At 55.0% G+C, this 24,362-nt stretch carries 25 protein-coding genes; 15 read left to right on the top strand and 10 right to left on the bottom strand.

The window, feature by feature from the left end:
• Positions 1–53 precede the first annotated feature (53 nt).
• Together K7R23_RS07250 and K7R23_RS07245 are read right to left on the bottom strand one after the other, a co-directional pair.
• Complete coding sequence (locus K7R23_RS07250) at positions 54–1,445, bottom strand: carbohydrate porin (RefSeq protein ID WP_012907836.1); 1,392 nt, start codon at positions 1,443–1,445, stop codon at positions 54–56.
• 347 nt (positions 1,446–1,792) lie between these two features.
• Entirely contained in the window at positions 1,793–2,341 is a 549-nt protein-coding gene (locus tag K7R23_RS07245; RefSeq protein WP_012907837.1) for a helix-turn-helix domain-containing protein, read from the bottom strand.
• A gap of 100 nt (positions 2,342–2,441) precedes the next feature.
• On the opposite strand from K7R23_RS07245, the gene K7R23_RS07240 reads away from it, so the two are divergent.
• The 8 genes from K7R23_RS07240 to K7R23_RS07205 all read left to right on the top strand — a co-directional run bounded on the left by K7R23_RS07240 (position 2,442) and on the right by K7R23_RS07205 (position 10,172).
• Entirely contained in the window at positions 2,442–3,101 is a 660-nt protein-coding gene (locus K7R23_RS07240) for an AzlC family ABC transporter permease (RefSeq protein WP_012907838.1), read from the top strand.
• Positions 3,101–3,424, top strand: a complete 324-nt coding sequence (locus tag K7R23_RS07235) for an AzlD domain-containing protein (RefSeq protein ID WP_012907839.1) — start codon at positions 3,101–3,103, stop codon at positions 3,422–3,424. The genes K7R23_RS07240 and K7R23_RS07235 overlap by 1 nt, the downstream gene beginning before the upstream one ends.
• Before the next feature lie 157 nt (positions 3,425–3,581).
• The gene (locus tag K7R23_RS07230) at positions 3,582–6,185 is read left to right on the top strand and encodes a sigma 54-interacting transcriptional regulator (RefSeq protein ID WP_012907840.1); all 2,604 of its coding nucleotides are present in this window, start codon (positions 3,582–3,584) and stop codon (positions 6,183–6,185) included.
• A gap of 172 nt (positions 6,186–6,357) precedes the next feature.
• Positions 6,358–6,840, top strand: a complete 483-nt coding sequence (locus K7R23_RS07225) for a PTS sugar transporter subunit IIA (protein ID WP_012907841.1) — start codon at positions 6,358–6,360, stop codon at positions 6,838–6,840.
• A complete protein-coding gene (locus tag K7R23_RS07220) occupies positions 6,837–8,015 on the top strand; it encodes a glycoside hydrolase family 88 protein (protein ID WP_012907842.1) in 1,179 nt (392 codons plus the stop codon). Before K7R23_RS07225 ends, K7R23_RS07220 begins: the two co-directional genes overlap by 4 nt.
• 12 nt (positions 8,016–8,027) lie before the next feature.
• Positions 8,028–8,525, top strand: a complete 498-nt coding sequence (locus tag K7R23_RS07215) for a PTS sugar transporter subunit IIB (RefSeq protein ID WP_012907843.1) — start codon at positions 8,028–8,030, stop codon at positions 8,523–8,525.
• An 11-nt stretch (positions 8,526–8,536) separates the two neighbouring features.
• Complete coding sequence (locus K7R23_RS07210; protein ID WP_012907844.1) at positions 8,537–9,337, top strand: PTS mannose/fructose/sorbose/N-acetylgalactosamine transporter subunit IIC; 801 nt, start codon at positions 8,537–8,539, stop codon at positions 9,335–9,337.
• A complete protein-coding gene (locus K7R23_RS07205; protein ID WP_012907845.1) occupies positions 9,330–10,172 on the top strand; it encodes a PTS system mannose/fructose/sorbose family transporter subunit IID in 843 nt (280 codons plus the stop codon). Before K7R23_RS07210 ends, K7R23_RS07205 begins: the two co-directional genes overlap by 8 nt.
• A gap of 79 nt (positions 10,173–10,251) precedes the next feature.
• Here the strand turns inward: K7R23_RS07205 and K7R23_RS07200 are convergent, their stop codons facing one another.
• Both K7R23_RS07200 and fdhD read right to left on the bottom strand, forming a co-directional pair.
• Complete coding sequence (locus tag K7R23_RS07200) at positions 10,252–10,464, bottom strand: YdgH/BhsA/McbA-like domain containing protein (RefSeq protein WP_012907846.1); 213 nt, start codon at positions 10,462–10,464, stop codon at positions 10,252–10,254.
• Positions 10,465–10,592: 128 nt separating this feature from the next.
• The gene (gene fdhD / locus K7R23_RS07195; RefSeq protein WP_012907847.1) at positions 10,593–11,429 is read right to left on the bottom strand and encodes a formate dehydrogenase accessory sulfurtransferase FdhD; all 837 of its coding nucleotides are present in this window, start codon (positions 11,427–11,429) and stop codon (positions 10,593–10,595) included.
• A gap of 191 nt (positions 11,430–11,620) precedes the next feature.
• On the opposite strand from fdhD, the gene fdnG reads away from it, so the two are divergent.
• From fdnG to fdhE, 4 genes are all read left to right on the top strand, one after another.
• Positions 11,621–14,671, top strand: coding sequence for a formate dehydrogenase-N subunit alpha (gene fdnG, locus K7R23_RS07190; RefSeq protein WP_148222110.1), 3,051 nt, complete (start codon positions 11,621–11,623; stop codon positions 14,669–14,671).
• Positions 14,672–14,683: 12 nt separating this feature from the next.
• On the top strand, positions 14,684–15,586 hold the full coding sequence (fdxH, locus tag K7R23_RS07185) for a formate dehydrogenase subunit beta (protein ID WP_012907849.1): 903 nt from the start codon (positions 14,684–14,686) through the stop codon (positions 15,584–15,586).
• The gene (fdoI, locus tag K7R23_RS07180) at positions 15,583–16,218 is read left to right on the top strand and encodes a formate dehydrogenase cytochrome b556 subunit (RefSeq protein WP_012907850.1); all 636 of its coding nucleotides are present in this window, start codon (positions 15,583–15,585) and stop codon (positions 16,216–16,218) included. The genes fdxH and fdoI overlap by 4 nt, the downstream gene beginning before the upstream one ends.
• A gap of 260 nt (positions 16,219–16,478) precedes the next feature.
• Entirely contained in the window at positions 16,479–17,408 is a 930-nt protein-coding gene (gene fdhE, locus K7R23_RS07175) for a formate dehydrogenase accessory protein FdhE (protein WP_012907851.1), read from the top strand.
• A gap of 37 nt (positions 17,409–17,445) precedes the next feature.
• On the opposite strand, the gene K7R23_RS07170 is transcribed toward fdhE, so the two are convergent.
• Together K7R23_RS07170 and K7R23_RS07165 are read right to left on the bottom strand one after the other, a co-directional pair.
• Positions 17,446–17,820: a type II toxin-antitoxin system VapC family toxin gene (locus K7R23_RS07170; protein WP_012907852.1), complete on the bottom strand. Its 375-nt coding sequence runs from the start codon at positions 17,818–17,820 to the stop codon at positions 17,446–17,448.
• Positions 17,820–18,062 carry a ribbon-helix-helix domain-containing protein gene (locus K7R23_RS07165; protein WP_162467731.1) on the bottom strand — a complete coding sequence of 81 codons (243 nt, stop codon included), beginning with the start codon at positions 18,060–18,062 and terminating at the stop codon, positions 17,820–17,822. Before K7R23_RS07165 ends, K7R23_RS07170 begins: the two co-directional genes overlap by 1 nt.
• A gap of 265 nt (positions 18,063–18,327) precedes the next feature.
• Here K7R23_RS07165 and K7R23_RS07160 point away from each other — a divergent pair, with 265 nt between their 5' ends.
• Genes K7R23_RS07160 through K7R23_RS07150 form a run of 3 tightly spaced genes read left to right on the top strand, consistent with a single transcriptional unit; the run spans position 18,328 to position 21,286 of the window.
• Positions 18,328–19,035 (top strand): M91 family zinc metallopeptidase, encoded by a 708-nt coding sequence (locus K7R23_RS07160; protein WP_012904922.1) that lies wholly within the window; start codon positions 18,328–18,330, stop codon positions 19,033–19,035.
• A 33-nt stretch (positions 19,036–19,068) separates the two neighbouring features.
• Positions 19,069–20,289 carry an ISL3 family transposase gene (locus tag K7R23_RS07155; protein ID WP_012907853.1) on the top strand — a complete coding sequence of 407 codons (1,221 nt, stop codon included), beginning with the start codon at positions 19,069–19,071 and terminating at the stop codon, positions 20,287–20,289.
• A 55-nt stretch (positions 20,290–20,344) separates the two neighbouring features.
• Complete coding sequence (locus K7R23_RS07150; RefSeq protein ID WP_012907854.1) at positions 20,345–21,286, top strand: alpha/beta hydrolase; 942 nt, start codon at positions 20,345–20,347, stop codon at positions 21,284–21,286.
• 9 nt (positions 21,287–21,295) lie between these two features.
• Here the strand turns inward: K7R23_RS07150 and fabY are convergent, their stop codons facing one another.
• The 4 genes from fabY to yihX are packed head-to-tail and all read right to left on the bottom strand — an operon-like array spanning position 21,296 to position 24,181.
• Positions 21,296–22,237 carry a fatty acid biosynthesis protein FabY gene (gene fabY / locus K7R23_RS07145; protein ID WP_024132973.1) on the bottom strand — a complete coding sequence of 314 codons (942 nt, stop codon included), beginning with the start codon at positions 22,235–22,237 and terminating at the stop codon, positions 21,296–21,298.
• Between the two features lie 44 nt (positions 22,238–22,281).
• Entirely contained in the window at positions 22,282–22,719 is a 438-nt protein-coding gene (gene dtd / locus K7R23_RS07140) for a D-aminoacyl-tRNA deacylase (RefSeq protein ID WP_012907856.1), read from the bottom strand.
• On the bottom strand, positions 22,716–23,588 hold the full coding sequence (locus tag K7R23_RS07135; RefSeq protein ID WP_012907857.1) for a virulence factor BrkB family protein: 873 nt from the start codon (positions 23,586–23,588) through the stop codon (positions 22,716–22,718). Before K7R23_RS07135 ends, dtd begins: the two co-directional genes overlap by 4 nt.
• Positions 23,582–24,181 (bottom strand): glucose-1-phosphatase, encoded by a 600-nt coding sequence (yihX, locus tag K7R23_RS07130; RefSeq protein WP_012907858.1) that lies wholly within the window; start codon positions 24,179–24,181, stop codon positions 23,582–23,584. The genes K7R23_RS07135 and yihX overlap by 7 nt, the downstream gene beginning before the upstream one ends.
• Positions 24,182–24,362: the final 181 nt, after the last annotated feature.

Genomic DNA, 24,362 nt, shown 5'->3' with positions numbered 1-24,362 from the left:
ATGCCGCTATCCATGCCTCAATCCAGGCCCGGTGAACACCGGGCCTGCCTGCATCAGAAGTAATACTTAAAGCGAACGCGGGCGCCGTAGCGGTCTTCAGAGTCATCACCGTGGACGTCATCGCCGTCGCTGTCCAGCGCCGAGTAATAGGCGCCGAGATAGATATTGAAGTTTTCCATATCCATCACGTTAGCGAACTGATAAGACGCATGGACAGTATGAATGTCGTACGTCCCTTCGTCGTTAATCCAGCAGTCGTTGTCGCAGACCATTCCCGAGTAGTCATCGATCTTGTTGTGCGCGTAGATGTAGCCCAGCTCAAAGCGCTTCCACAGGGCGTTAACCGCGGCGGAAAAATCTTTTTCGCTGCTGGCGTCAAGATAAGCGGTGTTCACATTCAGCACCACGCCATTATCCGGGTCGGTTTTTAAGCCATCCCAGGTCATGGTCAGGCCGTAACCGGTACGGTCGGACTGATCAACCAAATCGCCCTGCGCATTGGTATAGCCGTAGGCGTTGTTGATCACGTTCGATTCCATTGCCGCGGCAACGGAAAACTCATCTTTCGACCAGGCAATAACCGGACGCATATAGATCACGTTTTTCTGCTGTTCCATATCGCGGCCATGATAGCTGTTTTCATTAAACAGCGAAGTGCCGTCTTCCAGCAGGGAGTTTAATTCGAAATACCAGTTATCAATCTGCTTGCTGACGAGGAAGTTACCGCCAGCGTCGGAACGTCCGCGCCCCTCTTTCATCATGTAGATATAGCCGCTGCCGTCGTCATACAGATCGTTGGCGGTATTACCGGAATGTTCAACGAAGGTATCCTGGTTCAGCGGGAACATGTCGTAAGCTTCGAAGCGTCCCACCTTCACTTGCCAGTCGTTCTCTTTGCCGAAGAAGAAGACGGCGTCATCGATATCCACGGTGCCGGACATATCACCCAGCGGCTGCGCGGAGAAGCCCGCAAAATAGCCGTTATCCAGCTTACGCATTCCGTCAAAGCCCAGCAGGATACGACCATTCAGATCCCATTTTTCATTGCTGGAATCAGGGTCCATATTGGCGTTGGTCATCGCCAGCAGGCCGCGCTTACTTTCCGCATCCATATTGAATTCCACGTCGCCGTAGATCTTCAAATCGCCGTAGCCGGAAAGCCGCAGATTCGGCGTGGCGGCATTTTTCTGCGTCTCCGCCGCCGCCGTTTCGCTATTAACAGGGGTGTTGCCCTGCGCCGCTTTAAGTTCGCGGATCTCAGACGCCTGCTGAACCTGTAATTGCTGCACCTGATTTTCCGCTTTCGCCGCCCGGTTTTCCGCGGCCTCCAGGCGGGCTTCAAGTTGTTCGAGCCGTTGTTCCAGAGTAGGTAGTGTTGTTTTAGCGAAACCGGTATTTGCCACCAGTAATAAGCCGATTGCTAAAGATAACGTCGATTTCTTCATTTATTCGCTTTCCTTGAAATAAAGAATGATCAGCGCTTTCCTGTAGGAATACGCAGGGTAAATAACGAACTAAAGACTTTTTTATTTTTATATAAATAAACACCCAACAATTGAACCCATGAATATTTAAAAAACAACCGCGGGGGTTTTTACAGGCTAATAATCATTAGCATGATGATTTTTAAGTGTAAATCCTGAAAATCTAAAGTTCGTGAGGAATATAACAAAAGAGGGGAAATAAACAAAAAATCGTAAAAAGAGATTAATATATATTTTGACAATACATAAACAGAATAAATATTTAAGCGTGGCGCGATGGCGCCACGCACAGGTTAATAGAATAACGTTTAATTTTGCTCCGCCACCAGAATAGCCTGCGTATCCGGCACCAGCGCCTTGAAAATATGTTGCCGATCGGCGGGATAACAAATGTAGTCGCCTTCGCCCAGTTCTTCCGGCGCTTCCGTCAGCCCTACCAGCGCTTTTCCCTGCGTGACGATGATGTGCTCAACGGAGCCTGGCGGGTGGGGCTGAGAAACGCGATCGGCCCCCGGCTGCGTCATCAGCAAATAGATATCGCGTCGTGCGCCGGGGGGACAGGCCGCCAGCAAAATCGCCTGATAGTGCGCCTGTTCCGCCACCACTTTCGTCCCTTCACCGCGACGAATCACCTGCGTTTTTTGCGCCTGCGGCTCCAGCAAACGCGCAAAGGGAATATCCAGCGCCACGCAAAGCGACCAGAGCGTTTCCAGGCTGGGATTGCCATTCCCGGCCTCCAGCTGCGAAAGCGTGGATTTGGCGATCCCCGCACGCCGGGCGATTTCCGCCAGCGAAAGCCCCGTCCGCTGCCGTTCACGTACCAGACTTTTGGCAATCATGCTGATGGGCTGTGTCATTCACCACTCCGCGTTTTTTATAACGAACGTTTCGTTCGTCTTGTAATGAAAACCTGTTGCGTTCATTATAATGGAAATTCGTTCGATATGGCTAAAGAGTATGAAACACATCTTTTCCTGTCTTAAAGCAGACACGATAAAAGCGATTGTTCTGGTATGCCTTGCCGTCGGCGTGGTGGGCATGTCTTACGGCTCACTGGCAATGGCCTACGGCTTTCCGGTGTGGGTGCCGTTTGTGCTGTCAATCTTTGTGCTGGCCGGAGCATCTGAATTTATGTTTATCGGTATTGTCGCCAGCGGCGGAAACCCGCTAGCGGCGGCGGCGGCCGGTTTACTGGTTAACGCCCGCCACGTTCCGTTCGGCGTAACGGTGCGCGAGCTGGTCGGCACACGCGGCGCCAGCCTTTTAGGCTGCCATATCATGAACGATGAAAGCGTGGTGTTCGGCCTGTCGCAGAAAACGCCGGAGCAGCGTAAAGCCGCCTACTGGCTGTGCGGGCTGGGGGTCGCCATTCTCTGGCCGGTGGGTACGCTGCTCGGCACGGTGGTCGGCCAGCTGCTGCCAGCGCCGGAAACCATCGGACTCGACGCGGTGTTCCCGGCCATTTTGCTGGCGCTCGTCATTCCGGCGTTTAAAAAGCGCACCACGTTAATTCGCAGCCTGAGCGGCGCCGCCCTGTCGCTTGCCGCCGTTCCCTTTACGCCGGTCGGACTGCCGGTGCTGCTCTCCCTGCTCGGTTTACTGGCGAGGAAAAAATAATGGGCGACATGACGCTGTTTATCTTCGGTATCGCTCTTTTATCGGCGGGCACCTACCTGATGCGCCTCGGCGGCGCAAAGCTGGGCAATCGTCTGGCGCTGTCGGAGCGCGCCCAGGCGCTGCTTTCCGACGCCGCGACGGTACTGCTGTTTTCCGTCGCGCTGGCGACCACCTTCTACGAAGGCGAGCACTTTGCAGGCATGGCGCGTCTGCTGGGCGTCGCTTTCGCGGTGTTCCTCGCCTGGCGGAAAATGCCGCTGATTGTGGTGATTATCGCAGCGGCGGTGGTGACGGCGTTATTGAGAATGGCGGGAGTGCAGTAACCACTAAAACAATCGCCGATCGCGATCACAACCTGATTAAAACAGAGTTTCATTTTTCTGATTAAGCGTAGAAAGTAGTTAGTGTCGAAGAAAAACATCAGTGTCTAGCGTCGAATAATAATCGACGCTATTTTCTACTCTACGCGGAACAAGAAAGATGGCGCGGACAGCCAAAGAAAAATTATTGCATCACATTCTGACGCATTATGCGGAAAGTATCACGGGATTCACGGCTCAGGACTGTACTTGCTTTATGCAGGTCAACCGTAGCGTCATCAGTCACTACCTGAACCGGCTGTGCGACGAGGGGCGTTTACGCAAAGAAAACACGCGCCCGGTGCGCTTCTTTATTCAGCATAATGGCGCAAAAAATGAGCAAGCGTCTCGTTTAGTGTCGAAAAAGGCTGATGCTTTTCAGAGTCTGACCGGCGCTGAGGGGAGTCTGGCGGAAGCGGTCGCTCTCTGCCGCTCGGCGGTGGACTATCCGGGAGACGGCTTACCTGTGCTGATCTCAGGTGAAAGCGGCGTGGGCAAGAGCCATCTCGCCTCGCTGATCTATCAGTACGCCATCGGACGCGGCGTTATCGCCGCTGATAAGCCGTTTGTCGAACTGAACTGCGCTGACTACGCCAACAATCCCGAACTGCTCTCCGCCACGCTGTTCGGCTATACCCGCGGCGCCTTCACCGGCGCCGATCGTGAAAAACAGGGCGCGTTTGACGACGCCAACGGCGGCTTTCTGTTCCTTGATGAAGTGCATCGTCTGTCCGCGGAAAACCAGGAAAAACTGTTCCTGTTTATGGATAAAGGCTATTTCTACCGCCTCGGCGATAACCGCACCCGTCATCCGGCTTCGTTACGCTTTATCTTCGCCACCACGGAAAACATCGACACGGCGCTGCTCAATACCTTCCGCCGACGCATCCCGGTTCGGGTAACGTTGCCTAACTTTATTTCGCGACCGCTTACTGAGCGTATTGCGCAGGTCACTCTGTTCCTGCGTCAGGAAGCGGCCAGCCTGCGCAGGGACATCCATCTCGATAATCAGCTGATGCGCCAGCTCGTCTCTTCGCCGGTGCGCGGCAACATCGGCGAACTGAAAAACCAGATCAAAGTCATGTGCGCCAGCGCGTGGAGTAATCATCGCGACGCCGATATCATCAGGCTACACGGTACGCATCCGGACGGCGAAACGCTGGTGATTTCCGCCGACACAGAGGGGCAGGAACCCGACACCAGCATGCTGCTGCCTAAGGCGATGCATGATGAGGTCATTTTCCGCGATTTCTGCCACAGCGGTAATGTTCTGCTGCTGAACCGCAAAATCGAGCAGTTGCTGACGACGGTGAAGGGCGTGGTTTCCACTGAAACGCTGTATAACGGCTACGTCTGGCAGAACACAATGCATGCGGTAAACGAACTGGAGTGTCTGACCGGCATCACCTGCGGGCCGGAGATCCGTAAAGCGCTCTGGCTTTGCCTGACCTACGCGCTGCATACGCCACAACAGGCGGAACAGGCCGATGAACTGCTGACCATTGCCGACTACGTTTCCGGTAAAGCGCGCCTGCTGGCGGAGGAGTGTATTGCGCTGCTGACGAAGCACGTCACGCATCAGCCGTTACCCCTGTTGCAGCCGCTGTTCAGCTGTATCTTTCATTCTGTGGCCGGAGAAGATTCGCCGATTCAGGGCATTATTGTTTCCCACGGGCGCTCGACTGCCTCGAGCATTGCCGGCATCGCCAACCAGCTGACCGGCGGCTACTACTTTAAAGCCTTCGATATGCCCAACGCGACCTCAACCCGGGAAATTATCGACCTGCTGATAAGTCATCTGTCACGTCTTAAGCACGGCGGCGGGCTGATTATTCTGGTCGATATGGGCTCGCTGAAAGCGATCTACGAAGAGATTAAGCTTCATCTGCACGGCGAGCTGCTGGTGATTAACAACGTCAGCACCGCAATGGCGCTGGATATTGCCTCGAAAATCCAGGACAAGCTGCCAATGGAGGCGATTATCGAAGGGGCGAAAGGCGCGTGGGAGGTAGAAACGCGTTATTACGCCGGCATACTCCCCGGCAACAAGATCATCATTTCGTGCATCTCCGGCGAGGGCATTTCCCGTAAGCTCAAAGACATCGTGCAGCGCTATCTGGCGCAGGAGGAGATCGACATTATCACGATGGAGTATGACGATCTGAAGTGGAAAATCGCCCGCGCCGACCCGGCGTTGAACGGCACGCGGCTGATTATCACCACCACCGAACTGGAGGCGGGGTACATCCCGCTGCTCAGCGTCGAACAGCTGATTAAAGAGAAAACGCTGGTGCTGAAGCGCGACTACTTTAACGGATTAGTCATGGAAGGCGCTCTGGAGCCGATGATCGAGGAGGTGGTGAAACTGTTTACCGTTGAGGGGGTCGCCAGCAGGCTGAACTTCCTCAATCCGGTGGTGATCATCGACGAAGTGGAAGCCGTCATTAAGCAGTATGAGTCTTTCTACAAAATCCACTTTGAAAGCTATCTGCGCATCAACCTGTTTATGCATATCGCGCTGATGATTGAGCGCGTCATGGTGAATAACGGCGTCCGGCACCGCGAAGAAGCCGAACTCACGTTGGATCAGCAGGCTTTTGTCGCCGTACATGACACCTTTTTCCAGGCGCTAAACCGTAAATACAATATCACCCTGCCGCTGACCGAAGTGCTCATGATTTATGAAATTATGGAGCCGTGGATAGCCACCGAAGCGCTCTGTTAACGTTTCTGCCAGCCGCTGGCTGGCAGACGCTTCGACACTGCGTTTGCGGCCCTTTTCGACACAGCAAAAGCCCCCGAACACTACGTTTTACTTCATTAAATTCAGCAAGATAGAAAAATGGCACACCGCTTGCAATACCTTCAACAGATACTGAAAAATGAAGGAATGCACAATGCGAGAGTTGTACATCGCAACCCACGGACACTATGCGCAGGGCATTGTCTCAGCGCTGAATCTGCTGGTCGGCGACGATCATGGCGTAACGCCGATTTGCGCCTACTGCGGCGACATCGGCTCAACGGCGGAGCTGGCAGCCCGCTTTGAAGCGATCGTTCAGCGGACGATTAGCCAACGAAAGGAACTGGTGCTGTTTACCGATATGCCCGGCGGCAGCGTTAACAACACCGCCATCCAGCTGCTGGTTAACTATCCGCATGTCCACGTGATCAGCGGCGCAAATTTGATCATGCTGATGGAGTTCTGTCTTTCTGAACAGACAGAAACCTTAGCGCGCATCCAGGACGCCATCACCGCCGCCAGCGGCGCAATGCAGTATATGAACCGCCAGCCTGAAATTCTTGCCGCCCGTCAGGCGGTATCAAGCGTCCCTGCTGACGATATGGACGGCTTTTTTGCCGCGGAGAGGCCATTATGACCATCGCTCTGGAAACGCTTGATCCACGCTATCTCAAACCGCAACCGGGTCTGGATCGGCGCTGGCTGAACGAAGCGCTGAAGGAGGTCATCACGCAGATTGACGCGATGCTACCGCGCTTTACCACAACCTTCCCGGCAGCCAGCGCGGTTGATGGTCGCTATCCGGCCGTGGAAAAAGTCGACTGGACCGAAGGCTTCTGGACCGGAATGCTGTGGCTGGCCTGGGAGGTCACCGGTGACGATAAGTATCGCTCCATTGCGGAAGGACTGCTCGACAGCTTCGAAGAACGTCTTGATAAGCAGATAAAGGTTGATACGCACGACCTGGGATTTCTGTATCTGCTCTCCTGCGTTAACGCCTGGAAACTGACGGGCAACCGTCGCGCGCGCGAACTTGCGCTGCGCGCCGCCGAACGGCTGTATCAGCGCTTTAACGCAACGGCTGGAGTGATTCAGGCCTGGGGCGATTTGAACGATCCCGCGCGCCAGGGACGGATGATCATCGACTGTAATCTCAACGTCCCGCTGCTATTCTGGGCGGCAAACGAAACGGGCAATAGCGCCTGGCGTGAAGCGGCTACCCACCATCTGGCGCAGGCGGCGCGCTATCTGGTACGCGACGATGCCTCAACGTTTCATACTTTCTATATGGATATCCACAGCGGTCAGCCGCTGCGCGGCGATACCCATCAGGGCTTCAGCGACAGCTCCTGCTGGGCGCGCGGGCAGGCCTGGGGTATTTACGGCTTCGCGCTGGGTTTTCGTCATACCGGCGACGCCTGCCAGCCGGAGCTGGCGCGTAAACTGGCCCACTATTTTCTCAACCGGCTGCCGGACGATTACGTCTGCTACTGGGATCTGATATTCACGCCACAGGATAACGCCTGGCGCGACACTTCCGCCGCCGCTGTCGCCGCCTGCGGGCTGTCGGAGCTGTTAACCCTGCTGCCGCTCAGCGACCCGCTGCGCCCCGCCTACGCGAACGCCATCGAACTGATGATGCGCAATTTACGCGAGCGCTACTTTGCCCACACGCAGGACGGCCTGCTGCGTGAAGGCGTTTACAACTATGGCCGCAGCATGGGCATTAATGAACCTAACCTCTGGGGCGATTATTTTTATTTCGAAGCCCTGGTTCGTCTATCCCGCGTCTGGACACCCTACTTTTGCTAACTGGAGCTACACATGATTTCTTTAATTCGTATTGACGATCGCTTAATTCACGGCCAGGTCGCCGTTGTCTGGACTAAGCACCTCGGCGTCAACCGCATCCTGGTCGCTAACGATCAAATCGTAAATAATGACGTGCAGAAAATGTCGCTGCGGATGGCGGCGCCCGACACCGCGAAGTGCGCCATTATGGCGGTAAAAGATGCGGGCGATGTGCTTAACGATCCGCGTTCCGAAACGATGAAAATTATGGTGATCGTTAACAATGCCGCCGATGCCCGGCGTCTGGTTGAGCAGGTGCCCGCGATAAAAAGCCTCAACGTCGCCAACTTCGGGCGCATTACCGACAATCTGGCGGCGAAAAAACGCATCAGCGATACCGTATACGTCACGCCGGAAGACGTAGCGGATTTTCATGCCATCGCCGCGCGCGGCGTAAAAGTTGAATACCAGGTTCTGCCCTCTCATCCGGTGAAGAACCTGATTGAGATGCTGGATAGCGCCGCCAGCTAAGCGAGGTCGTCATGTTAACGTCTGCATTACTTGTTGCGCTGGTGATGTATATCGCCAAGTTCGCCGACCATACCCTCGGCCAGCCGCTGATCGAACGTCCGCTGATTTGCGGCGCGATGGTGGGCTTTGTGCTGGGTGATTTTCAGCAGGGAATTATTATCGGCGCCACGCTGGAGCTGATTTTCCTCGGCACCATCACCATTGGCGGTTCAGTACCGGCCGATCTCGCCGTCGGTTCCGTCCTGGCGACGGCCTTCACCATCCTGACCAAAGCTGAACCCGCTGTCGCAGTGGCGCTGGCGCTGCCGATCAGCCTGCTGGCGGTATTCGTTTATCAGGTGCTTAAGCTGGTTTACACCGCGCTGGTGGAAAAATATGACGCATTGCTGGAGGAGGGACGCGATCGCGCGGCGCTGGGCATCACGCTGGGAATGACGATGTTTTACGGCGTGCCCTTTGCGGTACTGGCGTTCTTCGGCATTCTTTTCGGCACTGACGTCATTCGTAGCCTGGTCGAAAGCATTCCGGATCCGGTGATGCGCGGCATGACGGCGGTTGGCGGTATTCTGCCTGCGTTAGGCTTCGCCATTCTGTTGAAGGCGCTGTGGAATCGTAATATCGCCGCGTTCTTCTTTATCGGCTTTGCGATGGCGGCTTATTTACAGTTGCCGATTATGGGTATCGCGATTATTGCCGCTTCCGTTGCGGTCTATCTGTGCTTCAACGAGTTCAATCAACTTAAGGCGAATAAACAAGCCACTGTCGCCGCGCCAGCGTCGGTGGACGATAAGGATGGGTTCTTCAATGACTGATATCCACAACAGCGCGCCGTGCGCGTATGCCGACAGCAAAAGCGAAAAAAAGATGTTTCGCCAGCTGTTCTTCCGCCAGTTCCAGCTGCTGGGCTCCATGAACTTTACCCGTATGGAAGGCCTGAGCTACGGCTGGGCCCTCGCGCCCATGCTGAAAAAAATCTACGCCGGCGATCCCCACCGTTACACGGAGTCGCTCAAGCGAAACAGCCAGTTTTTCAACACCAATCAGCATCTGGCGCCCTTCATTATGGGGCTGACGCTGTCGATGGAAAAAGAGAACGCCGCTAACCCGAACTTTGATACTTCAAGCATCAACGGCATTAAAGTGGCGCTGATGGGGCCATTTGCGGGCGTCGGCGACTCTTTCTTCTACGGGGTATTGCGCATTATCGCCACCGGCATCGCGATTGGCCTGGCCTCACAGGGCAACCCGCTGGGGCCATTGCTGTTTCTGCTGATTTATAACATTCCCAGCTATCTGCTGCGCTATTACGGCGGGGTGATGGGTTACCGTCTGGGATCGAAATATATCGCTGAAGCGACGCAGTCGGGATTGCTGAGCTGTATTACCAAGGCATCGTCGATAATGGGCTTAATGATGGTGGGTGCAATGAGCGCCAGCATGGTGAAATTTACCACCACCTTCAAAACGACCATCGCCGGGCAACCATTTGTGTTACAGGAGATACTCGACAAAATTTGCGTCGGACTGATTCCGCTACTGCTGGTACTCGGTTGCCTGAAGCTGCTCAATAAAAAGGTGAGCCCGAATAAAGTATTAATTATGCTGATTGTCTTCGGCTTTGCTGCGGCAGGGGTTGGGGTAATTTGATGTGACACGCTGTGCCTGATGGCGCTGCGCTTATCAGGCCTACAGCCGGATAAGCGCTTGCATTGCCATCCGGCATGGCTTATTTCAGCAGCTCAGCGGTCATATGTACGCGGTTGCCGGTGTAAGCGGAAGTGATTTTGTAATCGCTGGCCCCTGCCTGTTGCGCCTGAGCGGCGATTTTTGCTTCAGCGCTTTCCAGCGTTGAGCCGGTTGCGGTCACGGACTGCGCGGCGAAAGTACCGAAAGAAGTAGCCAGAGCGATAACTGCGACAAAAGTTTTGATGCTTTTCATGTGATAAACCCTTTCATATAGTTGTTTGAGTAAGGCGACATGCCTTGATGTGATAAAGAATAGTTCGTTACTCAGACAACTAAAAGCGGAAGGATTTGCCCATTTCTTTCAAATAAACTGAATGATTATTATCCTGCCATCAACCGCTGCGGATGCGTATAGACCGTTGCCCTGCCCGGCTTGCAGAAACCCACCAGCGTCAGATTGCAACGTTCAGCCACTTCCACCGCCAGCGTGGTGGCGGCGGAAAGCGCAAATAAGATTTCCACACCGCACATCGCCGATTTCTGCACCATCTCATAGCTGGCGCGACTGGACACCAGCACCGCGCCCTGCCCCCACGCATCGCCTTCCCCGGCACGACGTCCGAGCAGCTTATCCAGCGCCACGTGGCGGCCAACGTCTTCATGCCCGCCCGCCAGCTCGCCGTCAGGCGTCACCCAGGCCGCTGCGTGGGTGCAACCGGTCAGTTTGCCGATAGGCTGGTAGTCTTTCAGACGTTCTAAAGCCGAATCAAGTTTCGCTAGTTGAAACGTCTGGGTGAACGGCAACGGCCGCACCGGCCTGCCGATATCATTCAGTTGCTCAACGCCGCAAACGCCGCAGCCGGTTCGTCCCGCCAGCGCGCGGCGTCGTTCTTTCAGCCCCATGAAGCGGCGGCTGGAGAGTTCAATCTGAACTTCCAGACCATTACAGGACGGCACCACATCGATACCGAAAATGTCCTGCGGGCTGGCAATAATCCCCTCCGACAGAGAAAAGCCAACCGCAAAGTGCGCAAGATCTTTTGGCGAAGCCATCATCACAACGTGTGAAATGCCGTTATAGACCAGGGCGACGGGAACCTCCTCGGCAATCTCATCTGGCTGCGAATGTTGCAAATTCTCGCGCTTCCAGAGGCTCACCTGACGATAGCCCGTGACATTTGTCACACATTCAACTTCTTTTGGATGTATCTTATTCACTTTCTTTTAACCGTATAAGAACACACATACCAACATTGTGGTATTCTGTCACAACTCCCGGCGGGACGCGGGGAAAGTGACCCAATTCTGGACCTTTGCGGTCCTGTCCGCAAAGAAAAATAACAACCACTCCCTGAGCATTCGGACTGAATGTGAATGAGAAGTGACAATGTCGAAACAAGGAGCAAACCATGCAGGTCAGCAGAAGGCAGTTCTTTAAGATCTGCGCTGGCGGTATGGCAGGCACCACGGCAGCGGCACTGGGCTTCGCGCCCGGCGTAGCGCTAGCGGAAACACGGCAATATAAACTGCTGCGCACCCGCGAAACCCGTAATACCTGCACTTACTGCTCCGTTGGCTGTGGGCTGTTGATGTACAGCCTCGGCGACGGTGCGAAAAACGCCAAAGCATCTATCTTCCATATCGAAGGCGATCCGGATCATCCGGTAAGCCGCGGCGCGCTCTGTCCGAAAGGGGCCGGTCTGGTGGATTTCATCCACTCCGAAAGTCGCCTGAAATTCCCGGAATACCGCGCGCCAGGTTCAGATAAATGGCAGAAGATCGGTTGGGATGAGGCGTTTGACCGCATCGCGAAGCTGATGAAAGAAGATCGTGACGCCAATTATATAGCCCAGAACGCCGAAGGCGTGACCGTTAACCGCTGGCTCTCCACCGGAATGCTGTGCGCTTCCGCCTCCAGTAATGAAACCGGCTATTTAACGCAAAAATTCTCCCGCGCGCTGGGTATGCTCGCGGTCGACAACCAGGCGCGTGTCTGACACGGACCAACGGTAGCAAGTCTTGCTCCAACGTTTGGTCGCGGTGCGATGACCAACCACTGGGTCGACATTAAGAACGCCAACCTCGTCGTGGTGATGGGCGGTAACGCCGCAGAAGCGCACCCGGTCGGGTTCCGCTGGGCGATGGAAGCGAAAATTCGCAACGGCGCGAAGCTGATTGTGATCGATCCGCGCTTCACGCGCACCGCGTCGGTGGCCGACTTTTATGCGCCGATTCGTTCCGGTACTGACATTGCCTTCCTGTCAGGCGTGATGCTGTACCTGTTGACCAACGAAAAATATAACCGCGAATACACCGAAGCCTACACCAACGCCAGCCTGATCGTGCGGGAAGATTTTGGCTTTGAAGACGGTCTGTTCACCGGTTACGACGCCGATAAACGCCAGTACGATAAAACCAGCTGGAACTACGAGCTGGACGAAAACGGCTTCGCGAAACGCGACCTCACTCTGCAACACCCGCGCTGTGTCTGGAATCTGCTGAAACAGCACGTTTCCCGCTATACGCCGGAAGTTGTCGAAAACATCTGCGGTACGCCAAAAGCCGACTTCCTGAAGGTGTGCGAATACATCGCTGAAACCAGTGCGAAAGACAAAACCGCCTCGTTCCTGTATGCGCTGGGCTGGACGCAGCACTCCATCGGCGCGCAGAACATCCGCACGATGGCGATGATCCAGCTGCTGCTCGGCAACATGGGTATGGCGGGCGGCGGCGTTAACGCCCTGCGCGGCCACTCCAACATTCAGGGCCTGACCGACTTAGGGCTGCTGTCGCAAAGCCTGCCGGGTTACCTGACCCTGCCGAACGAAAAACAGACGGATCTGCAAAGCTATCTGACCGCCAACACGCCAAAACCGCTGCTGGAAGGCCAGGTCAACTACTGGGGCAACTACCCGAAATTCTTCGTCTCGCTGATGAAGGCTTTCTTTGGCGACAAAGCCACGGCGGAAAACAGCTGGGGCTTTGACTGGCTGCCGAAGTGGGACAAAGGGTACGACGTGTTGCAGTACTTCGAGATGATGAACCAGGGCAAGGTCAACGGCTATCTCTGCCAGGGCTTTAACCCGGTCGCCTCATTCCCGAACAAAAATAAAGTAATAGCATCGCTGTCGAAGCTGAAGTTCCTGGTGACCATCGACCCGCTCAACACCGAAACCTCAACCTTCTGGCAAAATCACGGTGAGTCGAACGACGTCGATCCGTCGACAATCCAGACCGAAGTGTTCCGTCTGCCGTGCACCTGCTTCGCCGAAGAGAATGGTTCTATCGTCAACTCCGGCCGCTGGCTGCAGTGGCACTGGAAAGGCGCGGACGCCCCGGGGATTGCCCGTACCGATGGCGAAATTCTCGCCGGTATCTTCCTGCGTCTGCGTAAGATGTACGCTGAACAGGGCGGCGCGAATCCGGAGCAGGTGCTGAACATGACCTGGAACTACACCAGGCCGGACGAACCGGCGTCGGAAGAAGTGGCGATGGAGAGCAACGGCAAAGCGCTGGCCGACATCATTGACCCGGCAACGGGCACGGTGATCGTCAGGAAAGGCCAACAGCTCAGCTCGTTCGCACAGCTGCGTGATGACGGCACTACCTCCAGCGGCTGCTGGATCTTCGCCGGAAGCTGGACGCCGGAAGGCAACATGATGGCGCGGCGCGATAACGCCGATCCGTCAGGCCTCGGCAATACCCTGGGCTGGGCGTGGTCCTGGCCACTTAACCGCCGCATCCTGTATAACCGCGCTTCCGCAGACCCGCAGGGCAACCCGTGGGATCCGAAGCGTCAGATCCTGAAATGGGACGGCGCGAAGTGGAGCGGGATGGACATTCCGGACTACAGCGCCGCCGCGCCGGGCAGCGACGTCGGGCCGTTCATTATGCAGCCGGAAGGGATGGGTCGCCTGTTCGCCGTCGATAAGATGGCGGAAGGGCCGTTCCCGGAACACTACGAGCCGTTTGAGACGCCGCTGGGCACTAACCCGCTGCACCCGAACGTTATCTCTAACCCTGCCGCCCGTATCTTTAAGGGCGATGCCGAAGCGCTGGGTAAAGCCGATAAGTTCCCTTACGTCGGAACCACTTACCGTCTGACCGAGCACTTCCACTACTGGACCAAGCACGCGCTGCTGAACGCCATCGCACAGCCGGAACAGTTTGTGGAGATTGGCGAGAAGCTGGCGAACAAGCTGGGCATCAGCCACGGCGATACGGTGAAGGTTTCGTCCAACCGCGGCTACATCAAGGCTAAAGCGGTGGTGACCAAGCGTATCCGCACGTTGAAAGCCAACGGTAAGGATATCGATACTATCGGTATTCCGATTCACTGGGGCTACGAAGGCGTGGCGAAAAAAGGCTTTATCGCCAACACGTTAACGCCATTCGTCGGTGATGCGAACACGCAGACGCCGGAGTTTAAGTCCTTCCTGGTGAACGTGGAAAAGGTATAACGGAGACGACTTATGGCTTATCAATCGCAAGACATCATTCGTCGTTCCGCGACTAACGGTTTCACCCCCGCACCCCAGGCGCGGGATCACCAGCAAGAAGTGGCGAAGCTTATCGACGTCACCACCTGTATCGGCTGTAAAGCCTGCCAGGTGGCCTGTTCGGAGTGGAATGACATCCGTGATGAAATCGGCAGCAACGTCGGGGTCTATGACAACCCGGCGGATCTGACCGCTAAATCCTGGACGGTGATGCGCTTCTCGGAAGTGGAACAGAACGACAAGCTGGAGTGGCTGATCCGCAAGGACGGCTGTATGCACTGCGCCGATCCGGGCTGCCTGAAGGCGTGTCCGGCGGAAGGGGCGATTATTCAGTACGCCAACGGTATCGTCGACTTCCAGTCTGAGCAGTGCATCGGCTGCGGCTACTGTATCGCCGGCTGCCCGTTCGATGTGCCTCGCCTGAACCCGGAAGACAACCGCGTCTACAAATGTACGCTGTGCGTCGACCGCGTTAACGTCGGCCAGGAACCGGCCTGCGTGAAAACCTGCCCGACCGGCGCTATCCACTTTGGCTCCAAAGAGGATATGAAAACGCTGGCGGGCGAGCGCGTCGCCGAGCTGAAAACCCGCGGTTACGACAATGCGGGCCTGTACGATCCGGCTGGCGTCGGCGGTACGCACGTCATGTACGTGTTGCACCATGCCGACAAGCCGAATCTGTACCACGGTCTGCCGGAGAACCCGGAAATCAGCGCCACCGTGAAGTTCTGGAAAGGGATCTGGAAACCTCTTGCAGCGGTCGGCTTTGCAGCGACCTTTGCGGCCAGCATCTTCCACTACGTCGGGGTCGGTCCGAACCGCGCGCAAGAGGAAGATGATAACCTGCATGAAGAGAAAGACGAGGTGCGCAAATGAAACCACGTGACACCATCGTGCGCTACACCGCGCCGGAACGCATCAACCACTGGGTCACCGCCTTCTGCTTCGTGCTGGCGGCGGTAAGCGGGTTAGGCTTTTTCTTCCCGTCCTTCAACTGGCTGATGCAGATCCTCGGCACGCCGCAGCTGGCGCGGATACTGCACCCGTTTGTAGGCGTTGTCATGTTCGCCTCGTTCATCATCATGTTCTTCCGTTACTGGCACCACAACCTGATCAACCGGGACGACATCTTCTGGGCGAAGAATATTCGCAAGGTTATCGTCAACGATGAGGTTGGCGATACCGGACGGTATAACTTCGGTCAGAAATGCGTCTTCTGGGCGGCAATTATTCTGCTGGTGCTGCTGCTGGTAAGCGGCGTGATTATCTGGCGTCCGTACTTTGCGCCGGCGTTCCCCATTCCGCTGATCCGCTTCGCGCTGATGCTGCACTCCTTTGCCGCCGTCGCGCTGATTGTGGTGATCATGGTGCATATTTACGCCGCGCTGTGGGTGAAAGGCACCATTACCGCCATGGTGGAAGGCTGGGTCACGCGCTCGTGGGCCAGGAAGCACCATCCGCGCTGGTATCGCGAAGTGCGGCAGAAGCAGGATAAATCTTCTTCATAACAGGCTGCATGCTTGCCATTCTGTATAGCGCCGGGAACACCGTTTCCGGCGCTATTTATTAAACCGACAGCTAATCCAAACGGTGAATGGTCTGGTCAGTTGAGATCGGGTATCGTAACGCACACATTGCGATGTCACAGGTATATCCCGCAGGCTGAATACGGTTATCATACCGACATTCAACAGAGCGGACGCGTGGCAGGCGCCAAATCACAGAGCGGATGACGCATAGCCTATCCGCCCAACCAGGAAGTCACTCAATGAGCATTCGTATCATCCCGCAAGATGAGCTGGAAAAGAGCGAGAAGCGCGCGACGGATATGATCCCGCCGCTATTATTCCCCCGGCTCAAAAATTTATACAACCGCCGCGCCGAGCGTCTGCGCGAACTGGCGGAGAACAATCCGTTGGGTGATTACCTGCGCTTTGCCGCGCTGATCGCCCACGCGCAGGAAGTGGTGCTGTACGACCATCCGCTACAGATGGATTTGACCGCGCGCATTAAGGAAGCGAACGAACAGGGCAAACCGCCGCTGGATATTCACGTGCTGCCACGCGATAAGCACTGGCAGAAGCTCCTGCACTCGCTGATCGCTGAACTGAAGCCAGAGATGAGCGGTCCGGCGCTGGCGGTAATTGAAAATCTGGAGAAAGCGTCCGAACAGGAGCTGGAGCAGATGGCGAGCGCGCTGTTTGCTGCGGATTTCGCCTCGGTCAGCAGCGATAAAGCCCCGTTTATCTGGGCCGCGCTGTCGCTCTACTGGGCGCAGATGGCGAGCCTGATCCCCGGCAAAGCCCACGCAGAATACGGCGAACAGCGTCAGTTCTGTCCGGTATGCGGCTCAATGCCGGTCTCCAGCATGGTACAAATCGGCACGACCCAGGGGTTGCGCTACCTGCACTGCAACCTGTGTGAAACCGAATGGCACGTGGTGCGGGTGAAATGCAGCAACTGCGAGCAGAGCCGCGATTTAAACTACTGGTCGCTGGAAAACGAACAGGCGGCAATCAAAGCCGAAAGCTGCGGCGACTGCGGCACCTACCTGAAGATCCTCTATCAGGAAAAAGACCCGAAAGTCGAAGCCGTCGCCGACGACCTTGCCTCACTGGTGCTGGATGCGCGTATGGAACAGGAGGGCTTTGCCCGTAGCTCCATTAACCCGTTCCTGTTTCCGGGGGAAGGGGAGTAAGTATTCACCATGACCGGGCGGCGGACAGACGCCTGGTCTATAAGTTATAGGGTATGATTACGCCCGGCAGCCCGGCAAAGTCTTTCGTATTGCGCGTCACAAGTTCACAACGATGAATCTGCGCTGTTGCAAGGATAATAGCGTCCGGCAGTTTCATTCCGTACACCTGCCTGAGGCTGACGCTTCGTTCCGCGATTTCCTGGGTAACGCCAATCACATTGAACGCATTCAGCGCAATTCGCGTACGGTTTTCCTGATGATATTTTTTTGCGCCCACCATCACTTCCATCCATGTGATAAGGCTAATCGCATTCTGTGGCGGATAAGTTTCAAGCGCTTGTTTCGCTTCAATACGTCCACTGAATAAATCGATCAGAATATTAGTGTCAAATAGTACGGGTACCCGGCGCATCACCACTCCTCGCGCAGTTTCCGTTCGTATTCCACGCCATCTTCCTCACAACCCTGCCAAAGACCCAGCGCATTGGAAATGGTATTTTCAGCCAAACCCTGCTTTGCAAGATATTGTTCAATCGCTTCGCGTAGCAACTCTGCACGCGAAAGATTGCGCTGTTTTTTCAGGTCATCAAGACGCTGGAGCACGTCATCTGATAAGTCGAGTAATATCCTGCCCATATCTCTTCCAGCCATCATGCTCATATATACCTCCAGTATATCGTCTGCAGCCAATTTTTATACAACATACGCCGGTGGCCATACGGAAAAAAGAGCGTTCAAAAGTTACTTTCGCTTTTGCGAGGCGCTTTCCACAATCTCAATCTCATTGAAATTCACCATTTTCTTTCGCCGCCTTCCAGGGTATAACGCTGTATATACATGGGTCATCCCCTGTTGTGGTGGCGTACACTGCCAATCAAGTATAATCCTCTTGACTTACGCTTATCCTCAGGAGGTCTTAATGCGCCCTACATCCCTTAACCTGACATTACCTTCGTTACCTCTACCCTCATCTTCAAATTCAATTTCAGCCACAGACATTCAATCTCTTGTAAAAATGTCGGGTGTGCGCTGGGTGAAAAACAACCAACAACTCTGTTTCCACGGGACTGACCTTAAAATCTACCAGCATCTTGAAGCTGCCCTCGATAAGATCGAATCCACAGACACTGGACGTACTCTTTTGAACTGTATTGAATTAACATCCCGACTCAAATCAGAAAAACTGGCAATACATCTCGATTCTGCTGAGTTAGGGGTGATAGCACACTGCAATGCGGATGCTGAAAACTCCCGAGGAACTGGCTCCGACTTTCACTGTAATCTGAATGCAGTTGAATATCCCTGCGGGCAAGGAATTAGCCTGGTAGACTTTCATGCATGCATTGTTTTCCATGAACTTCTCCACGTTTTCCACAATTTAAATGGAGAGCGCCTGAAAGTTGAGAGTTCTCAACCAGAATTACAAACACACTCCCCACTTTTACTCGAAGAAGCCAGGACTGTTGGGTTGGGTGCTTTTTCTGAAGAAGTTCTTTCAGAAAATAAATTTCGTGAAGAGATTGGGATGCCCCGCAGAACATTCTACCCGCACGATTCATCTCTCATTCATGATGACAATACAGTGACTCAGGGATTCCAGCGGAAAAAACTGCATCCGTTACTTTAGCTACGTTGCTTATATGAGGACTCATCTGCATATATGGATGAAAAATCGCTATACGCCCACATTCTCAACCTGTCCGCCCCGTGGCAGGTTGAATCACTTTCCCTTGATGAAAATGCTGGCTCTGTCACCGTTGTTGTCGGGATCGCCAAAAATTCACTGCTAATCTGCCCGACATGCGGGCAGCAATGCCATGTTCACGATCACCGCCATCGCAAATGGCGTCATCTTGATACCTGCCAGTTCATGACTGTCGTTGAGGCGAATGTCCCCCGGGTCATGTGTCCAGACCATGGTTGCCAGACGTTACCTGTTCCGTGGGCCGGAGCTGGTAGCCGATATACGTTATTGTTCGAATCATTCGTCCTTTCCTGGCTGAAAATTAGCACGGTTGATGCGGTAAGAAAGCAACTTAAGCTTAGCTGGAATGCCGTTGACGGCATTATGACCCGGGCAGTTAAACGTGGTCTTGCGCGAATAAAAAAGCCGCTATCAGCCCGGCATATGAATGTGGACGAAGTTGCGTTCAAAAAAGGGCACCGGTACATCACAGTGATATCAGATCGTAAGGGACGAGCGCTGGCATTAACGGATGATCGGGGTACGGAAAGTCTTGCCAGCTATCTTCGCACCCTCACCGACAGCCAGCTGCAGGCAGTCAAAACGTTCTCAATGGATATGAATGCCGGATATATCAGAGCGGCACGCATCCATCTTCCGGGCGCCGTAGAGAAAATAGCCTTTGACCGCTTCCATGTGGCAAAACAGCTGGGGGAAATCGTTGATAAGACACGGCAGAACGAACATCCCCGACTTCCAGTGGACAGCCGTCGTCAGGCAAAAGGAACCCGCTTCCTGTGGCAATACAGTGACAAATGGATGACAGAGCCACGGCAGGAAAAACTGGCATGGCTGAGAGAACAAATGCAACTGACCAGCCAGTGCTGGACACTGAAAGAGCTGGCGAAAGATATCTGGAACCGCCCCTGGAGTGACAAACGACGTGCAGACTGGTTGCAGTGGATAGCATTGGCGAGAAGTTGCGATGTGCCGGTAATGAGAAATATGGCAGGAGCCATCACGAAAAGGCTATATGGAATACTTAACGCCATGCGGTACAGCGTCTCAAATGGTAATGCCGAAGCGCTGAACAGCAAAATAAGGCTGCTGAGGATAAAGGCCAGAGGCTATCGAAACCGGGAGCGATTTAAACTGGGGGTGATGTTCCATTACGGGAAGCTGGATATGACGTTCTGATCCTCCCACCATGATCGGGGAAGACCCATATACATACAGATATAAGGATGAAAAAATGGCGCTGGAAAAGGATATTGCACAACAGGTAGAAGACTTTATCGCGGCTGGACGTCCCTCTGTTCGTCATCTGACTATTGATGAGCGGAGGGCGGGATACATCGCCAGCACAGCGCTTGCCGGCGGGACAGAAAACCGCGTTGATGTTAACGATATTGAACTGGAAGGCATGACGTTTCGCGTGGTGTCGCCACGCAATGCTTCCGGCACGCTTCCCTGCGTCATTTACTATCACGGCGGTTGTTTTATCAGTGGAGGGTTCGCCACGCACGATAACCAACTGCGGCAGCTGGCTTACGCCAGCGGCTGTCGGGTCATTGCCGTACAGTACCGTCTTGCGCCGGAGCACACTTTTCCTGCGGCGCATGACGACGCTGAAAAAGGGGCGAATCTCATCCGCAAGCACGCCGGGCTACTGGGCGTCGATCGTCACCATATTACGCTTGCCGGCGACAGCGCAGGCGGGCACCTGGCGCTGGTCACGGCGTTACGTCTGAAAGCGGCGAAACAGTGGCTGCCCGCGCAGCTGATGCTCATCTACCCGATGCTCGACGCCACGGCGCATTTTGAAAGCTACACCCGTAATGGGCTCGATTACATTATCACCCGCGATACCCTGCTCTCCGGCTACGAGATGTATCTATCGCACACCGACCGCAGGCATCCGGAAGCCAGCCCGCTCTGGCGAAACGACCTCAACGGACTGCCCCCGACGCACATTATCAGCGCGGAGTTTGATCCGTTGCGCGATGAAGATGAGGAGCTTTACGAGCGGCTTACCGCCCAGGGCGTGGACTGCACCTGCCAGCGCTACTTCGGCGTTATACATGGCTTTTTCCAGCTCGGCGGTATCAGCCATGCGGCACGCAGCGCGATGCAGGATATCGCATGGCGAGTCGGTGGCGGGTTGCCTCAATCGGCAGCCCTTGCTACAGAATAATAAGTCACCCTACTCCTCTTCGTTCCCGCCCTCTTCATAAGGACCAAAGGGGCGGGCGGGCAGGACGATATAAATTCCTTCGAATATCGCGCCGGGAGTCTCGTCGCCCAGAAGCTCAACCTGGAGCTGTACGCGCGCTTTTTTGCCGCGGGCAAGACGGTCGAGATCGCCGCTCAGAGAGCCGAGGTCAGCAACCGCGCTGGGCCTGCCTCTGATCGGCTTGCTATAGCGGATATGCGCGTCGGCAAGAATGATCGTTCCGCCAAGGTGGCGCTCGCGCAGCATCAGCCAGATGAGGCCCCAGCCGGTCAGCGTCGCCAGCGAAAACAGGCTTCCGGCAAACAGCGTATGATGAGGATTTTGATTGCCCGTTTCCGGCATGGTGGTAATAAATTTCTGCCCGGTGTACTGCTGAATGCGCACGCCCATTTTCTCGCTCAGCGGGATATGTTCATACCAGGCCTGCTGAAGCTGTCCGCACCAGTCGCCGCGATGCAAAATGTCATCAAGCGAAGCGACGGGTTTGATCATTAAGAAGTGGCGAACCGGCGTGGTCTGCGGGGTGGTAATTTCCCCCTGATTCACAAAGCCCAGTTTGGCGAAGAATTCGACCGCGTCTTCACGGGCGCTGCAGGTCACTCGCTTAACGCCCTCCTGGCGCGCCACCGACTCCAGCGTCATCGCCATCAGCGTGCCCAGCCCTTTATCCTGCACCGCCGGGTCTACGGCCATAAAGCGGATGGAGGCTTCGTTATCGGCGTTGATGTATAAACGTCCCACGGCAACCAGGTTACCGTCTTCATCCACCACCATCTGGTGATGCGCCATCGCATCCCAGGCGTCGCGCTCGGAACCTTTCGGCTGATGCAGCGGCTTACGCAGCATTTCCCAACGAAACTGATAGTAACGTTCTAATTCTTCTTCTGTTTGCGGTACCCGAAGATGATACATAGCCGTACTCTCTCTTGTTGCCCGCGACCACGCCGGAAGCTGGTTCATACCTGTAACCAGAACGTCACGGGGCCGTCATTGACCAGCGCAACCTGCATATCCGCAGCGAAGCGTCCGGTTTGGGTGTGCATTTCCTGCTGGCGACAGCGTTCGACAAAGTAATCGTACAGCGCTTCGGCGCGTTCCGGCGTCGCGCCTCTGGAGAAGCCCGGACGCATACCGCGTTCCGTATCCGCCGCCAGCGTAAACTGCGACACCACCAGCACGCTTCCCCCCGCCTGGCGCACATTCAGATTCATTTTGCCGTCGGCATCGCTGAAAATGCGATAGCCCAACACGCGCTCGCACAGGCGATTCGCTTTTTGTTCGTCGTCATCCTTTTCGACACCTAATAACACTAAAAGTCCGCTGCCAATTTCACCCGTCACCTCTCCCTCCACGGTGACGCTGGCACGGGTTACGCGCTGAATTAATGCAATCATGGTTGTTCTGCTTGTTCCTGATCTGCGGCTTGCCTGAGTTTGCGGTATTCCCCGAGAGTGACAGTTATTTCCGCGCCAAGCAAGACGATACACCACGTCCAGTACACCCAGACAAACAAAATGGGGATCACCGCCAGCACGCCGTAAATGAGCTGATAAGAGGGGAACATGGTGATATAAAGCGCGAAACCTTTCTTTCCCGCCTCGAACAGCACCGCCGCGACAAAGGCGCCGATGATGGCGTCGCGGTTCAGCACCCGCGTCGTGGGCACAATGCTGTAAAGCAGCCAGAAGGAAAGCCAGGAGAGGATCAGCGGGAAGATGCGCAGGACGTCATCAATCACGGAATTGAAATCGCTGGCCCAGCGCAAAGAGAGAAGATAAGAGCTAATCGCCAGGCTCGCCCCCGCCAGGAGCGGCCCGAGCGTGAGAATCATCCAGTAAACAGCAAAAGAGTAGACCTTTGGCCGGGTCCGCTTGCTGCGCCAGATGGTGTTCAGCGCGCTGTCGATAGCGTACATCAGCAACAGCGAAGTGACGATCAGGCCACAGGCCCCCACCGCGGTCATTTTACTGGAGTTGGCAACAAACTGTTCGATATAGCGCTGGATCACATCGCCCGTCGCGGGCATGAAATTGGCAAAGATAAAGTGGCGCAGCTGAACGCTCACTTCGGAAAACATCGGAAAGGCGGCAAAAAGGGCAAAAACCACGGCAATCAACGGCACTAAGGAAAGCAACGAGACGTAGGCAAGATTTCCCGCCAGCGTCGTCATGTTGTCTTCATCAATGCGCTGCCAGAGCAGCTTCAGCCAGGCCCGCAGCGGACGCGTATGATGCCTGGCTTTCTGATGCACGGTTTTTAGCATAGCACCTTCGCGAAATAGTCCGGAATGGTGGTTTTATCGGTCACCAGAATGCTGACGATCCCCAACTGGTTAGCCCCTTCTATATTATCGACGTTGTCGACAAAGAAGACCGTATCGTCCGCGGAAAAACCTTCCTGCTGGAGGACGTGCTGATAGATGCGCGTCTCCGGCTTACGCATCCCCAGATCCTGTGAAAGATAAATGCGATCGGCCGCCTGGCGAATTTCCGGGTACTCTTCCGGCCAGAAGGTGGTGTGCAGCCGGTTAGTGTTCGACAACACCACCACGCGATGCCCCTGCGCGCGCAGTTTATGCATAATATCGATGACCTCAGGGCGCAGAGCGACAAACACCGCCTGCCAGCCGTGAGAAAACTGCTCATAGCTCAACGACAGATCCATCTCCTGGCACAGCGCCTCGGCAAAGGCTTCGTCGGTAATTTCCCCGCGCTCATGCTGATGGAAGGCCTCCCCCATCGTAAAACTTTGCTTTAACGACGCCAGCGGTACACGGCTTAAGTTACTCCATGCCCCTAACACGCGGTTGAAGTCGATATCGACAATCACATTACCTAAATCAAAGATATAGAGCATGTTCATCTCCTTACTCGCCGTGGATGAGTAACTGTAGCGGGAAAGGAGAGCTTTGACTATGCGTCTGAGCGGGAAGGTGAACGAAAAAAAGGCGATGCGGTAAACGCATCGCCTCTGGTGGCATCCCCCGATTATCGGGCCTGTGGTTTCAATTTTTACAACGACTTATGCCAGTCTGTCG

The organism is Citrobacter rodentium NBRC 105723 = DSM 16636 (genome assembly GCF_021278985.1).
GTDB classification, from domain to species: domain Bacteria; phylum Pseudomonadota; class Gammaproteobacteria; order Enterobacterales; family Enterobacteriaceae; genus Citrobacter_A; species Citrobacter_A rodentium.
Note: the sequence above shows the minus strand (reverse complement) of the source record. Positions and strands in the feature narration are given on the sequence as shown.